At 72.2% G+C, this 14832-nt stretch carries 12 protein-coding genes; 6 read left to right on the top strand and 6 right to left on the bottom strand.

All coding sequences use genetic code 11. The features are described 5' to 3' along the window. Window positions 1-31: 31 nt before the first annotated feature. Both mmuM and ACIQWG_RS31910 read right to left on the bottom strand, forming a co-directional pair. A complete protein-coding gene (mmuM, locus tag ACIQWG_RS31915) occupies window positions 32-946 on the bottom strand; it encodes a homocysteine S-methyltransferase (protein WP_404101992.1) in 915 nt (304 codons plus the stop codon). A 50-nt stretch (window positions 947-996) separates the two neighbouring features. Beyond that, entirely contained in the window at window positions 997-3090 is a 2094-nt protein-coding gene (locus tag ACIQWG_RS31910) for an autotransporter-associated beta strand repeat-containing protein (RefSeq protein ID WP_404101991.1), read from the bottom strand. Window positions 3091-3280: 190 nt separating this feature from the next. On the opposite strand from ACIQWG_RS31910, the gene ACIQWG_RS31905 reads away from it, so the two are divergent. Together ACIQWG_RS31905 and ACIQWG_RS31900 are read left to right on the top strand one after the other, a co-directional pair. Next, on the top strand, window positions 3281-4366 hold the full coding sequence (locus ACIQWG_RS31905) for a family 43 glycosylhydrolase (protein ID WP_404101989.1): 1086 nt from the start codon (window positions 3281-3283) through the stop codon (window positions 4364-4366). A 1-nt stretch (window position 4367) separates the two neighbouring features. Further along, window positions 4368-5780, top strand: a complete 1413-nt coding sequence (locus ACIQWG_RS31900; RefSeq protein ID WP_404101987.1) for an RICIN domain-containing protein — start codon at window positions 4368-4370, stop codon at window positions 5778-5780. 7 nt (window positions 5781-5787) lie between these two features. Here ACIQWG_RS31900 and ACIQWG_RS31895 read toward each other — a convergent pair whose 3' ends face one another. Beyond that, window positions 5788-7452, bottom strand: coding sequence for a rhamnogalacturonan lyase B N-terminal domain-containing protein (locus ACIQWG_RS31895; RefSeq protein WP_404101985.1), 1665 nt, complete (start codon window positions 7450-7452; stop codon window positions 5788-5790). Window positions 7453-7642: 190 nt separating this feature from the next. On the opposite strand from ACIQWG_RS31895, the gene ACIQWG_RS31890 reads away from it, so the two are divergent. Beyond that, window positions 7643-8668, top strand: a complete 1026-nt coding sequence (locus tag ACIQWG_RS31890) for a rhamnogalacturonan acetylesterase (protein ID WP_404101984.1) — start codon at window positions 7643-7645, stop codon at window positions 8666-8668. Window positions 8669-8737: 69 nt separating this feature from the next. After that, window positions 8738-10426 (top strand): DUF2264 domain-containing protein, encoded by a 1689-nt coding sequence (locus tag ACIQWG_RS31885; RefSeq protein ID WP_404101982.1) that lies wholly within the window; start codon window positions 8738-8740, stop codon window positions 10424-10426. 4 nt (window positions 10427-10430) lie between these two features. Here ACIQWG_RS31885 and ACIQWG_RS31880 read toward each other — a convergent pair whose 3' ends face one another. Next, the gene (locus tag ACIQWG_RS31880; RefSeq protein ID WP_404101980.1) at window positions 10431-11108 is read right to left on the bottom strand and encodes a hypothetical protein; all 678 of its coding nucleotides are present in this window, start codon (window positions 11106-11108) and stop codon (window positions 10431-10433) included. Between the two features lie 178 nt (window positions 11109-11286). Here ACIQWG_RS31880 and ACIQWG_RS31875 point away from each other — a divergent pair, with 178 nt between their 5' ends. Further along, complete coding sequence (locus tag ACIQWG_RS31875; RefSeq protein ID WP_404101979.1) at window positions 11287-12069, top strand: isocitrate lyase/phosphoenolpyruvate mutase family protein; 783 nt, start codon at window positions 11287-11289, stop codon at window positions 12067-12069. Between the two features lie 73 nt (window positions 12070-12142). Beyond that, a complete protein-coding gene (locus ACIQWG_RS31870; RefSeq protein ID WP_404101977.1) occupies window positions 12143-12568 on the top strand; it encodes an NUDIX hydrolase in 426 nt (141 codons plus the stop codon). A gap of 26 nt (window positions 12569-12594) precedes the next feature. Here the strand turns inward: ACIQWG_RS31870 and ACIQWG_RS31865 are convergent, their stop codons facing one another. Next, window positions 12595-13326: a hypothetical protein gene (locus tag ACIQWG_RS31865; RefSeq protein WP_404101975.1), complete on the bottom strand. Its 732-nt coding sequence runs from the start codon at window positions 13324-13326 to the stop codon at window positions 12595-12597. Between the two features lie 49 nt (window positions 13327-13375). Further along, a complete protein-coding gene (locus tag ACIQWG_RS31860) occupies window positions 13376-14803 on the bottom strand; it encodes a hypothetical protein (protein WP_404101973.1) in 1428 nt (475 codons plus the stop codon). Window positions 14804-14832 lie beyond the last annotated feature (29 nt).

Here is a 14832-nt window from a genome sequence, read left to right as displayed (position 1 = left end):
CGGCGGGACGAGCCCCTCGGGGCCACGGCCGCTACCGCAGCGTCCGCGCGATGGCCCCGACGGCGTCCGGACCCACCCGGCAGCACCCCCCGATCAGCCGCGCCCCCGACGCCCGCCACCCCCGGACCCGCTCGGGAGCGAAGGTGGAGCTGCCGGCCCAGGCGCGGGCCTCGGCGTTCCAGGACTCACCGCTGTTGGGGTAGACGACCACCGGCTTGCCGGTGACGCGGGCGGCGATCTCCACGGCGGCCTCGACGTCGTCCGGCGCGCAGCAGTTCACGCCGACGGCGATCACCTCGTCGGCGTCGGCGGCCAGGGCGAACGCCTCCTGAAGCGGCTGCCCGGCGCGGGTGCGCTCCCCGGCGACGGAGTACGACAGCCAGGCCGGCACCCCGAGCCCGCGCACCGCCCGCAGCAGCGCCTCGGCCTCGTCGGCGTCCGGGACCGTCTCCAGCGCCAGCACATCGGGGCGGGCCCCGGCCAGCACCTCCAGACGGGGCCGGTGGAAGCGCTCCAGCTCGTCGACGCTGAGCCCGTACCGCCCCCGGTACTCGGAGCCGTCCGCCAGCATCGCCCCGTACGGCCCGACCGACGCGGCCACCCACAGCGGCCGGGTGATCCCGCCGGCCTGCGCCCGCCGTACCGCCTCACGGGCCAACTCCACGCTCAGGGCGATGAGTTCGGCCGCACGCTCGTGCCCGATACCGCGCCCCGCGAAGCCCTCGAAAGTGGCCTGGTAGCTGGAGGTGATCGCCACGTCCGCACCCGCCTCGAAGTACCCGAGATGCGCCTCGGTGATCGCCTCCGGCCGCTCCGCGAGCAGCCGCGCCGACCACAGTTCGTCACTCAGGTCGTGCCCGGCGGACTCGAGCTGGTTGGACATACCGCCGTCGAGCACGACGGTCCCGGTGGCGAGGGCTTCGGCGAGGGTGGTGGTGCTGGTCATGGGCTCGACGGTAGTCGAGGCGGGAGGCGTCCGCCGGGGCGGCTCCGGCGTCAGGCCGCGTGCCGCCCGCCCCGTCGTCGACCCCGTCGCCTCGGCTTGGCCGCCGGTACCGCGAGGCCCACGAGCAGCCCGGCGGCCAGCACGTACGGCCACCAGCCGAGGCCGCCGGCCGCCGCGCTCGCCGTGCGGGAGCCGGGGGAGGCGAGCGGGTCGTCCGCGGTGCGAGGGGTGGGGGAGGGGTTGGTGGTGATCGCCGTCAGGACCACGTCGTTGCCGTCGCCGCCCCGGTAGGAGATGCGGTAGGCGGTGTCGCCGAGCTGGACTTTCCTGCCCTCCGGGAGGCCGGTGAACGTGCCGGTCGTCCGCGCGCCGCCCCGGTGGTCCAGGACCGTGATCCTGCGGGCGGGTGCGGTTGCCCCGGCGGTGGCGGTGAGGTCCACGCTCCCGGCCAGGCGGACCGCGCCCGTCACCTTCAACGGGCCGTCGCGCAGCACCAGTTCGCCCTTCGCTGACTGCGAGTAGTTGCCCGAGACGGTCAATCCGCCCACGACCACGCCGTCGTTCGTCACGGCCCCCTTCACGGTGCCCTTGCCGGTCAGCCTCGTCGACAGCCGAAGACCCGAAGTCCCCGCGTCGAGGCGGGAGTTCGGGGAGGTGAGCGTGATCGCCTCGCTGCGGGCGAGGGTGGCGCCGTCGCGCAGTGCCAGCGTGCCCCGCTCGATCGTCGTCCGGCCGGTGTACGTCACCGCCGTGCCCGTCAGCGTGGTCGTCGCGGAACCCGACTGCGTGAGGGACCCATTGCCGCCGATCCGCGAAAGGACCAGCGGCCGGCCGACGTTGTTCAGCACCAGCGAGCCGTCGTTCACGACCTGGTGACGGGCGCCCCGCGTGTACAGCCCGCCGTCGCCGCCCGGTCTGCCGCTGCCCAGCCGCAGCACCGCGCCCTTCTCGACGGTCGTCGAGCCGTCGTAGTGCTGCACGGCGGCGAAGGTGACGTCGTTGCCCTTCGTGCCCTCGATGACGATGTCTCCGGCGCCGGGCGCGGACAGCGTGTCGTGGAACCTGCCGCCGCCGATGGGCGCGCCCAGCGTGACGGGGCCGTTGTAGTCGAAGGCGAGCCGCGAACGGGAGCGTGCCGCCAGCAGGTTGATGTAGACGGTCTCGGCGGTGCCGGGCAGGAAGAAGTCGTCCGTCGTCCCGTCGCCCCACTGGACGTTCGCGCCCTTGATGTTGGTGCCGCGCTTGTTGACGTTCTTCGGCGCGGGCGTCCAGTTCAGGGCCGGGTCGCTGAGCGAGGGATCGGTGTCGCCGCCCTGGTCCGACCAGCTGTACCGGCCGGTGAGGACGACCTTGCCGCCCGGCCGGGACTGGACGTTGATGTCGCTGCCGTACGCGCGCTGATAGAAGTCCATGCCCAGGGTGACCGTCCGGCCGAGCGGGGTGTCCACGGTCCAGGTGCCCTGGTTGAGGACCTTGCGCACGTTCGGCAGCGAGGCCGCGAACTCGGGCCGGCCGGCGTTCGCCTGTGTGCCGTTGTCGATCACTCCGGAGAACGGTCCGGACGTGAGGTCCCAGGTGCCCCACAGGAACCGGGGCTGGGTGATGAGGCCGGTGCCGCTGATCGTGCCCAGGTTGTAGGCGCTCTTCAGGGACAGGCGCAGGGTGCCGTCGACCCGGATGTTGTCCTGGTTGAGGCGGAACGCCGGGGTGCCGTAGGGGAAGTGGCCGATGAGCCCGGTCGTACCGCCGTCGCCGTACTGGAGGGTCGCCCCGCGTTCGACCGTGATCGCGGGCGGGTCGGGGCGGGCCGTGGTCACGTACGGGTGGTTGCCGCCGAGGACGCTCACCCTCTGCCGCTGCCGGGACTTCGGCAGCGTGAAGTCGCTGTCCCTGGTCAGGATCAGCGTCCCGGTGCCGCGCACGGTGAGCGTGCCCTCGCCGCGCAGGACGCCGTCGTACGTCGTCGTCCCGGGCGGCACCGACACCACCGTGTCGCCGCCCAGCGTCACGTCCCGGCCGGCGAGCACATCGGCGGTGACGTCGCGCGGGCCGGCGGCCACCGCGGGGGGAGCGGTGACGGTGAGGGCGGCCATCGCGGCGAGAGCGCCGGCTGCCGCCGCTGACTTGTGGGTGAGGCTGCGCACGTGATGGGAGACGGGTGGGACGGGGTCGGATAACAGAAATTCGCGACCCGCGGGGAAAGCGCTCTCCCTCGTCCCGTCGAACCCGTTGACCTCCTCGTTGCACGCCCTTACCTTTTCGGCGTTCGTAATGACAGATCATGTCCGCAATTTCGAACACTCCCCCCTGAGAACCCCGAGAGGCAGTCTCCGTATGAGCCGCGAAGACGACCTGCCCGAAGTCCAAGTCCCCAGCCGCAGACTGCTGCTGAAGAGCGCCGCGGCCGCCGGTGCCCTGACCGCCGCCGCGGCCGTCCCCGGCGTCGCCCACGCCGCGCCCCCGAGGCCGGCCCCCTACCGAAATCCCCTCGTCGAGCAGCGCGCCGACCCCCACATCCACCGGCACACCGACGGCCGCTACTACTTCACGGCCACCGCCCCCGAGTACGACCGCATCGTCCTGCGCAGCTCCCGCACCCTGAACGGGCTGTCCACGGCCGCCGAGTCGGTCATCTGGCGGGCCCACGCCACCGGCGACATGGGCGCGCACATCTGGGCGCCGGAACTGCACCGCATCGGCGGCAAGTGGTACGTCTACTTCGCCGCCGCGCCCGCCGAGGACATCTGGAGCATCCGCATCTGGGTCCTGGAGAACGCCCACCCCGACCCCCTCAAGGGCACCTGGGTGGAGAAGGGCCAGGTGAAGACCGCCTGGGAGACCTTCTCCCTGGACGCCACGACCTTCACCCACCGAGGCACCCGCTACCTCTGCTGGGCGCAGCACGAACCCGGCATGGACAACAACACCGGTCTGTTCCTGTCGGAGATGGCGAACCCCTGGACCCTGACGGGACCTCAGATTCGGCTGTCCACACCGGAGTACGACTGGGAGTGCGTCGGCTTCAAGGTCAACGAGGGGCCGTACGCCCTCAAGCGCAACGGCCGCGTCTTCCTCACCTACTCGGCGTCCGCCACCGACCACCACTACTGCGTCGGCATGCTGACCGTCGACGCCGACGCCAACCTCATGGACCCGGCGAGCTGGTCGAAGTCCCCGACTCCCGTCTTCACCAGCAACGACACCACCCGGCAGTACGGCCCCGGCCACAACTGCTTCACCGTCGCCGAGGACGGCCGCAGCGATGTCCTCGTGTACCACGCCCGCCAGTACAAGGAGATCGTCGGCGACCCGCTGAACGACCCCAACCGGCACACCCGCGTCCAACGCCTCGGCTGGAACCCGGACGGCACCCCCGACTTCGGCATACCCGTGGCGGACACCGTGAAGGAGAGCGACTGAGATGAGACGTGCGTACGCGGTGCTGCTCGCCCTGTGTCTGGCCCTGGCCGGCGCCCTCGTCACCGCCGCCCCCGCCCAGGCCGCACCCCAGACCGTCACCACCGGCACCCAGTTCACCGACACCTCCGGCAACCCGGTGCACGCCCACGGCGGCGGTGCCCTCAAGGTCGGCACGTACTACTACTGGTTCGGCGAGCACCGCAACGCCGACAACACCTTCCGGTACGTGGACGCCTACCGCTCCACCGACCTGAAGAACTGGGAGTTCAGGAACCACGTCCTGACCCAGTCGAGCGCGTCCGAACTGGCCACCGCCAACATCGAACGCCCGAAGGTCATGTACAACGCGGCCACCGGCAAGTTCGTCATGTGGATGCACAAGGAGAACGGCACCGACTACAGCGAGGCCCGTGCCGCCGTCGCCGTCTCCGACACCGTGGACGGCGACTACACCTGGCAGGGCAGCTTCCGCCCGCTCGGCCAGCACATGTCCCGCGACATCACCGTCTTCGTCGACACCGACGGCACCGGCTACATGGTCTCCGCCGCCCGCGAGAACTACGATCTCCAGATCTACCGCCTGACCGGCGACTACACCGGCATCGCCGCCCTGGTCGCGGACCCCTGGCACGGCGGTCACCGCGAGGCCCCCGCCCTGTTCAAGCGGAACGGCGTCTACTTCATGCTGACCTCGGGCGCCACCGGCTGGAACCCCAACCAGCAGCAGTACGCCACCGCCACGAACATCGCCGGCCCGTGGACCGCGATGACCAACATCGGCGACGCCACGACGTACGGCTCGCAGACCGCGTACGTCCTTCCCGTGCAGGGCACTTCGACCACCTCGTACCTCTACCTGGGCGACCGCTGGGGCAACTCCTTCGGCGGCACCGTCAACGACTCCCGCTACGTCTGGCTGCCGCTGACCTTCCCCTCCTCCACCTCGATGTCCCTGTCCTGGTCGCCGGAGGTCACCGTCGACACGGCCACCGGCACGGTCAGCGGCACGAGCGCCACGTACAACACGCTGATCGCCCGGCACAGCGGACGCTGCGCCGACGTCACCAGCCAGTCCCCGTGGGCGGGCGCCCAGATCAAGCAGTACGACTGCAACGGCGGCGGCAACCAGAAGTACTGGTTCAAGTCCGTCGGCGGCGGCTACTACCAGCTGATGACCCGGCACAGCTCCCTGTGCGTCCAGGAGAACGCGACCACGGTGACCCAGGAGAACTGCAACGCCTCCGCGACCGGCCAGCAGTGGTCGGTCAGGACCACGGGCAGCTATGTGAACGTCGTCTCCCGCGCCACCGGCGAGTGCCTGGACGTGAACGGCGCGTCCACCGCCAACTCCGCCGCCGTCATCACGTACACCTGCGGCAGCGGTACCAATCAGCAGTGGACACGCGGAACATGAGACGCCGTCAGGTGAGCAGGTCGATCGCGTCGACCGCCGTGCCCGCGCTGAGATAGCCGGTCGCCCCCGAACCGCTCACGACGTCGATCCTCAGCACGTTGTACTGGCCGGTGTCCGTCTTCCAGGCGGACGCCGGCACGCTGTACGTGAACGTGTGGTTGTTGCCCCGGTAGGAGCCGTTGGTCAGCGACCGGGTGCTCGGCTGGGTGGGCGGGGAGGGGATCGCGGACGTCCACGTGTCGTTGACCGTGATCTGGGGGCGGCCGTTGGCGTACGCCGTGGTCACCCCGATCCGCAGGGTGTGCGCGGCCGCCGCCTGGGCCGCCGTCAGCTTGAAGTACACCAGGATTCCGCTGTTGACGTCCTTCCAGAGGTAGCAGGGGAAGGACGCCGTCTCGTTGTTGCCGACGACCACGTTGCCGGTCCAGGACGCGGCCCGGACATCGGACGGGTGCGCGTACGTCATCAGGTCGGCGTTCTTGAAGCCGCTCGGCGTGCCGTTCCAGTCGCCGATCCGCCAGATCGCGCTCGCGTTCCCCGGGTCGTTCGACGACGGGATCGCGATCGTGTTGAGCGTGGTCGTGCCACCGGCCGTGACCGTCACCGACCCCGTGTACACAGCGAGTTCGCCCTTGAAGACGGTCAGCGTGTACGTCCCCGGCAGCACACCTCCGATGGAGAAGTATCCGTCCGAGGCGCGCGCCGAACCCCAGTACTGCGCCGCCGAGTTGGCGAGCCCGACCGTGTACGGGTACGCCGTGTTCCGCCCGGAGATCCCGACCCCCGCCACCTTGCCGCGCCCGCTCGCGCCGACGTACCCGGACATGCCGAGCGAGTCCGCCCACGGGGTGGTGAGCGTGCCCGGGAACAGCGCCGAGGAGGGCGCCCCGCCGTCGGTGAGGGCGATGACGTACGGGCCCTGGAGGCCGAAGCGCTGGGCCTCGGTCTGGTTCTGGCCGTAGTACAGGATCTCGTACAGGCCGCCGCCGTCCGCGCTCTGGTGCCGCAGCAGGGAGCGGTAGAACGGGCCGCCGGACGCCTTCTCGTGGTTGCTGCGCACGATCCACAGGCCGACGCCGCCGCCGGACCAGCCGACGTAGTCGTAGTCCGTCACCCGGAGCCTGGAGTAGTGCTTCGAGCGGGTCTGCCCGTCGGACTTCGCGAACACGTCCGAGGCCTCGACGGCGGTGGGCGCGTAAGTGTAGGAGTCGGGCTCGTCGTTGAGGAACAGGCCCTTCTTCACGCGCAGGATGTAGCGGGTCGCGGACACGGACGTGTCGGCCTTGTTCGTCCACAGGTAGACGTTGTTCTCGCCGCTGCGGGCCGCGTAGTAGTGCCGCAGCGTGCCGTACGCGACCGAGATCAGGATCGTCGAGCCCGACTGTGTGAGGGACACGGTGGAGGTGCCGAGGCCGGACTCGATGTGCGAGTTCATGCCGCCGTAGCCCTGGTACTCCGTGCCGCGGTGGACCAGCGAGGTCAGATCGCCGTTGGTCTTGCTGACCTTGAAGACCAGGTCGGCGCCGGTGTCGACGACGTAGTTCGAGCCGTCGTCGCTCCAGCCGAAGGCCGCGGCGCGCGCGGTGCCGGCGAGGGCCGCGGAGCCGGCGGCGGCCGTGGCGCCGAGGACGAAGGTGCGGCGGCGAACGGATCTGCCGTGGGATCCGGACATGGGGGTGCCTCCTTCGGGGCGTGGGGGTGCGGGTGCTGTGCAGAGTGACAGTTGAATCGATTTCGCGAAAGGGCTTGCGCTGGCTTGGTGCTGGGCAGTTCACGGAGTCGGTGCGGTCGTCTAGAAAGCGCTTGTGGAAGCGTGTACGGTCCAGGGCGCACGCCGGGTCCATCCGAGCGAGGAGTCGCGTATGAGACGTTTCACCATCGCCGCGCTGGTGGCGGCCACCCTGGGCACCGTGCTGACAGCGGTGCCGGCCCATGCCCGGGTGCGGGGCGACTGCACCGGCAGCACCTGCCACGTCGATGTCCCGCCGGGCACCTACGACGTCAAGGTCCGCCTGGGCGGCGAGGCCGCGTCGAGCACGAGCGTGACCGGCGAGACGCGCCGCGCCCTGCTCCCCGAGACGGCCGTCCCGGCGGGCGAGCGCGTCGTCCGGAGCTTCACGGTGAACGTCCGTACGCCCGAAGGTGAGCCCACCGGCCCCGACGGAACTCCCGGCCTGGACCTGGTGTTCGGCGGCTCCGCCCCCGCACTCGCCGACATCGAGGTCACCCCGGCCGCCCACGCCCGCCGGCTCTTCCTCGTCGGCGACTCCACGGTCTGCGACCAGCCCGGCGACCCGTACTCCGGCTGGGGCCAGCAGTTGCCGCGGTACCTCCGCCGGGGCCTGTCGGTCGCCAACTACGCCGACTCCGGCGAGAGCACGGTCAGCTATCTGGCCGACGCCCGTCTGTGGGGCACCGTGCGGGCGCGGATCCGCCCTGGCGACCTGGTCCTGATCCAGCTCGCGCACAACGACAAGACGACCGACGGGGCGACGTACCGCGCGAATCTGGAGACACTGGTGGCGGGTGTGCGTGAGAAGGGAGGCGAACCGGTTCTCGTGACCCCGATCGTCCGTCGCTGGTTCAACGCCGACGGCACGCTCGACAACGACACCGCCCTGCTCGTGAACGGCCTGGGCGTGGACCACCCCGCGGTCGTCCGCTCGGTCGCCGCCGCCCGGCACGTCCCCCTGATCGACCTGACGGCGAAGAGCAAGGCCCTGGTGGAGTCGCTCGGCGTCGAGGCGTCCAAGGCGCTGTATCTCTACAACGAGAAACGGGACAACACCCACACCTCGGCGCACGGCGCCACGGTGTACGCGGGCCTGGTGCGCGACGAACTCGTCGCCCGGCATCTGGTGCCACGGGGCCTGGTGCGGGTGGGATGAACCCCTGGGGCGCTCCGACCGGAACCGGGGCGCCCCAGGCCTGGACCGAGCCGCCCAGAGAGAGGCCCGATGGACCTGCCCCCCGACGACCGCACCCTCAGCCCCCGCACCGGCTACACCCGCGCCCACTGGGAGGCCGCCGCCGACGCCCTGCTCGCCGCCGTCGAGCCGTACGCCACCGAGGACCGCGCCCTCTACCACCTCCCCGGCGACCACGAGAGCTGGTCGGGGCGTCTCTCCGACGGCCTGGAGGGCTACGCCCGTACGCTGCTCCTCGCCGCCTTCCGCCGGGACGAGACGGCACTGGAGCGCTACGCCGACGGACTCGCGGCCGGGGTGTCCGGTGTCTGGCCCCGGATCGAGGACCGCGGCCAGCCGCTGGTCGAGGCCGCCTCGATCGCGCTCGCGCTGCGACTGACCCGGCCACTGCTGTGGGACCGGCTGGACGACCCGGTGCGGCAGCGGGCGGCGGCCTGGCTCGGGGACGCGCTGACCGCCGAAGCCTGGCCCTGCAACTGGGAGTTGTTCCCGGTGACCGTCGGCGGCTTCCTCGACGAGATCGGCCACGAGCCCGAAGAGTCCCGCAAGGCGATCGACCGGGGCCTGGCCCGCATCGAGGACTGGTACGTCGGCGACGGCTGGTACACCGACGGCGACGGCCGGAAGTACGACTACTACAACGGCTGGGCGATGCACCTGTACCCGGTGCTGCACGCCTGGCTCGCGGGCGACGCACGGCTCCTGGACCTGTACGGCGGCCGGCTCTCGCGCCATCTGGCCGACTACGCCCGGCTGTTCGGCGGCGACGGCGCCCCGCTGATGCAGGGCCGGTCACTGACGTACCGCTTCGCGACGACGGCGCCGCTCTGGCTGGGCGCGCTGAGCGGGCACACGCCCCTGCCCCCCGGTGAGACCAGACGGCTGGCCTCCGGCGCGCTGAAGTACTTCCTGGAACGCGGCGCCGTGGACGCCGACGGTCTGCTGACCCTGGGCTGGCACGGCCCCGACGAGACGGTCCTGCAAGGCTATTCGGGCCCCGCGTCCCCTTATTGGGCCGGCAAGGCATTCCTCGCCCTGCTACTCCCGGCCGACCACGAGGTCTGGACGGCCACCGAGGAGCCGGGCCCGGCCGAGCGCACGGACGCGGTGACCGCCGTCGCCGCGCCCAACTGGCTGCTCCAGTCCACGAGTTCGGACGGGCTGGTCCGGCTCCACAACCACGGCAGCGAGGACGTCCGCTACGACCCGTACTACACGCGCCTCGCCTACTCGACGGTGACGGCGCCCTCACCGTCGTACGACAACAGTGTGCTCGTCGGCGCCGATCCGGGCCGTACGGACATCGTGCCGCTGGGCGTGGGGGAGGGCTGGGTGGCCTCGCGGCACTCCGTCGGCGACGGGGTCCGGGTCACCAGCCTGGTCCTCGCGCGCGGGGCCGTCGAGGTGCGGGCCCATCTGGTCGCGGGCGCCGAGCCGGGGACGCCGGTGCGGGTCACCGGGTGGGCCTGCCGGGACGGCGTGCGCGCCGAGTTGCGCCCGGTCGCCGGCCTGAGTCGCGAGTCCTCCGGCGTGACCGGCGACGGAGCCACCCTCTTCGTCGCCCTCGTCCGTCTGACGGCCGAGCCGGATCCCGCGCCACTGGACGAGTTCGTGTCCGTGCGCGTCGACGACGAGGGCGGGATGCGCGTCCGCTGGAGCGACGGGCACGAGGTGCGGGCGCGGCTGACGGACGGGGAGGGCGTCAGCGTGCGGGGCTGAGCGGTCACGCCTCCGCGCCCGGCCGGCCGCTGTCCTGGAGGGCCGTGGTCCGCCCGGCGAGGATCGCGCGGTCGAGGCTTCTGGCGACGGCGGGCAGGTCTCTTGGGGCGCCGTCGGGGTCGGTGGGGCCCAGCCGGTCCAGCAGCAGCCGTGCCTCCAGCCGGTGGGCCTCGGCGTCGGCCAGGACGGCCGCTGCGTCGTCGATGTGGAGCGCCAGCTCGCCCAGCAGGCGGTCACGGTCGACGAAGTCGCCGAGGCCGCAGTCCAGGCCGTCGTCCTTGAGGCTGTCGGGGTAGGGGGCGCGGCTCCAGGCCCCGTCCTCGTACCAGTAGACGCACCCCAGTTCGTACCCTTCGAGCCGGTCGCGCAGCTCCCCGTGCGGCAGCCAGTCGGGGCAGCCCGCCAGCATGTCGATCGGCGGCCTGTGCCACTTCACGTCGCTCGACTCGTCCTCGCCGTAGAGCACGAACCGGCCCTCGCCCCCGCGCGACAGGATCCACCAGGTGCAGCCGCTGTCGTCCCGGTGCAGGCCCGCCCCGTCGATCCAGTGGCCGGTCCGGTGCACGGCCGGGCGCTCCTCCGCCTCGGTGGTCGCCTCGACGGCCGCGAGCAGCGCCCACCGCGCCCACAGCACCTCGCCCGGCGGAAGGTCCTCCGGGCGACCCGGTCGGTGAATGGTCATGCGTGCCCCCGTGCGCGCTCGTCGCGATGATGATCAGCGCAACGATACGGCCCCTGACCGAAGGCCGGCCGTGGGCGCCGGCTCGCTTCGGCCGGGACCGAAGTGACCCGGGCCTAACGTTTCCCTCGGGACGGACACCGCCCGGAAGAACGCCACCCGACGCCGCAGGGAGACCGCCGTGACCGCCACCTTCGCCCAACTCCACCACGGCGACGAGATCCTCCTCCTGCCCAACGCCTGGGACCACGCCTCGGCGCGCGCCCTCGCCGCCGAGGGCTTCCCCGCGGTCGGCACCACCAGCCTCGGTGTCGCGGCGGCCGTCGGCCTGCCCGACGGGGCGTCGGAGACCCGCGACGAGACCCTCCGCCTCGCCCTGGCCCTCGGCTCGGGGCCGTACCTCCTCTCCGTCGACGCGGAGGACGGATACAGCGACGACCCCGACGAGGTGGCGGAGTTCGCCCGGCAGCTGACGGCCGTCGGAGCCGTCGGCATCAACCTGGAGGACCGGCTCGGCCCGCCCGCGCTGCACGCGGCGAAGATCGCCGCCGTCAAGGCCGCCGCACCCGGCCTCTTCGTCAACGCCCGCACCGACACCCACTGGCTGGGCGGCGACACGTCCGAGACACGGGACCGGATCGACGCCTACCAACAGGCGGGCGCCGACGGGGTGTTCGTGCCGGGGCTTACCGAACCCCGGGAGATCGCCGCCCTGGTGAAGCACGTCGACCGTCCGCTCAACATCCTCTACAGCGCGGCCGGTCCGACCCTCCGACAGCTCGCGGACCTCGGCGTCCGCCGGGTCAGCCTCGGCTCGCTGCTCTACCGGCGGGCGCTCGGCGCGGCGCTGGAGACGGTCCGGGACATCCGGGCGGGACGCACGCCGGACGGGTCGGCCCCGTCGTACGGCGATGTGGACGCGCTCGCCCGCGGGAGCGACGCGACTCACAGCGGCCGCCGGTAGGTCCCTGTTAGCCTTGACTCTTTCCCGGGTATCACACCCTTTGGACTCATCACCGGCGAGGGACCGAGGAACCATGGCCATGGACATCCCCGGCGACAGGCGACTGGCGGCCGCCGTCGTGATGGACGACAGGCAGCGGGTGCTTCTGGTGCGCCGCAGTGAGAAGGAGCGGTTCCTGCCCCGGGTCTGGGGCGTTCCCTGCGGGAAGCTGGAACCCGGTGAGAGTCCCGAGGACGGTGCCCTGCGCGAGCTGAAGGAAGAGACCGGCCTGCTCGGCGAGATCGTCCGCAAGGTCGGCGAGTCGTCCTTCCTCAGCGACTACCGCGGCCACGAGATCAAGAACTGGCAGGAGAACTTCCTGGTCCGGCCGTTGACCAGGGCGCTCACCCTGCCCGAGCCCGACCAGGACGCCGCCTGGCTGGCCCGGGCCGAGCTGACCACCGTGGACATCGACGAGTACAACCTCGACATCGTCCGGCAGGCCTTCACGGAGTTCTGAGCCGGAGTCCTCCGGCAGGGAGTTCCTCACAGAGTCCGCAGTCGCTCCGCCAGCTCCCGCAGCGCCCCCAGATACTCCTCCGTCGTCAGCGGCACCTTCGCCACCGCGCCCGGATGCGGGCCGGCCGCCGTGAACACATCGGTGTGGCGCCGCCGTTCGGCACCCGTCTCCAGGAACAGCGTCACCGTCGGCGCGTCCGTGTCGCACCAGGCCCGGTGCAGGGTGTGCGCGGGCAGGGCGTAGGAGCTGCCCGCCGTGTACTGACCCACATGCGTCAGCCGCAGCCGCGCCCGGCCGGCGGGCCTCAGCACCCAGTCGGCCGACCTCTCCGCCAGCGACTCCGCGTAACGGGCCGCCGCGATACCGCCGTCGTCCGCGTCGTCGACCTCGTACAGCTCCATGGCCAGCCGGCCCCGCACGACATGGGAGGCCAGCGGCGAACGGTGGTTGTGGATGTCATCCTCGCCGATCGCGCCCGCACCCGGATGCCAGACATGCGCGCGCAGCATCTGCCGCGGACCGCCGTCGATCAGCAGCAGCTTGTCGAAGCCCAGGACATGACGGTACGACAGCCGGGCGCACGCCTCCGGGTCGCCGGCACCGGAAGCGAGTTCATTCACCAGCTCCAACAGCCGGTCGGGGGCGCCGAGTTCGGCCACGACGGCACGGGCCGCGGTCACCAGGTCGGGCTCGGGCAGTTCGCCGTCCAGCGATCCGGCCAGCAGCCGCCGCGCCGCCAGAACCTGCCGACCGCCCATGCACTCACCCTCCAACGCCCGCTCTCCCCATTCGAGTTGGGACCCGCACTCAGCCCTCCGGCTGATACATCCATACGGCATGCGCGCGCAGCGCCGAAAGACCTTGATAGGTCATCCACATCGGCCGCCGCAGCTCGGTGGTCTCGCTCCGCCCCCACAGCCAGATGCCGTCCGTCTGCCCCGCCCACACCGCGGCCACGGCACCCTCCAGCCGGACCCGCAGCTCCTCCTGAAGCCCCTCCGAGCGGGCGATCTCCAGGGCACCCGGCGTGAACAGGGCGCGGGCCACCCAGGAGGCGGTGAAGTGCCGTACGTTCAGCACCTCGTGGCGTGTGGGGTCGTCGGTGCGTGGGCGGCGCACCTCCTCGTGGAGGTTGGCCAGGTCCGGGCAGGTGTCGTGCGGCGCGTCCGGGCAGGACAGCAGCCAGCGGATGCCGTCCTCGCGGGCCGCGCGGGCGCGGGCGGCGCGCGCGTCGCCCTCCTCGCCCAGGACCCGGGCGGCCCGGTCCAGGGCGACGACCGCCTGCGCGGTGTGCAGCGGGGACGGCCTGCCGTACGGCGGCTGGAGACGGTAGCCCCAGCAGCGCAGATGGTCGCGGCGCGGGTCGCTGATCGCGCCGTCCGCGAGGGCCTCGCGCAGCGCGGGCAGGATCTCGGAGCGGGGCGCGGCGCGCAGCAGCCCGCGCAGCACCGTCGTCACGACATGGGTGGACTCCCGTCCGGCCCGGTCGAGTTGGCGGGTGAAACCGTCGGTGCACCGGTCCACCTCGGCCGTGAGCCGCTCGGCGGACGCGCCCGCGCGGGCCAGCGCCCCCAGCACCAGCGCGGTGACCTCGGGGCGCGCCTCTGAGCCCTGCGACCGCGCCGACCAGCCGCCGTCCGGGAGCCGCAGCCGCCACAGCGTGTCCACCAGTTCGCCGGTGCTCAGCCGGCCCTCGGGCACACCGAGGTCGAGCATGATGTGCAGGCCGTACGCGGTGCCGACCGGAGTGGGCCGCGACGGGGTGTCCTCGCCCAGGGAGTGCGGCCAGCCGACGAGGCGCCCGCGCTCCGGGTCGGTCACCACGGACACCTGGTCGACCAGGGTGTCGTAGGCGGCGGCGAACACCGCGGGGAGCGGCCCGGGTGCTCCCGGCGCCAGGGCGGCGGGTCCGACGGTGGTGACCCGTCCGCTGTCGGCGGCGGAGGCCGTCCGCGCCCGTAACAGCGCCGCCGCCAGCCAGGCCGCGACGAAGGTGCCGAGGCCGCTGACGCCGGAGATCACATACCGGGCGGCCGAGCCGTCGAGGGAGTCGGGCAGCACACTGAACAGGAACTGGAACACGCCGTACCCGGCGGCCGCGGCGCCCAGGCCGCCGAGCCAGCCGACGAAGCGCGCCGGAGGAGAGGTGTCCGGGGGTTCCTCGTCGGCGGTGGGAGGGGTGGGGCCGGGCCGACGGGACCTCAAGGGGCCGCGTCCGAGCTGCTGTTGGGACAAGACGCGCTCCCTCCCCCGTCGTGGCGGTG

Origin of the sequence: Streptomyces sp. NPDC098781 (assembly GCF_044759995.1) — a bacterium.
Taxonomy (GTDB): domain Bacteria; phylum Actinomycetota; class Actinomycetes; order Streptomycetales; family Streptomycetaceae; genus Streptomyces.
Note: the sequence above shows the minus strand (reverse complement) of the source record. Positions and strands in the feature narration are given on the sequence as shown.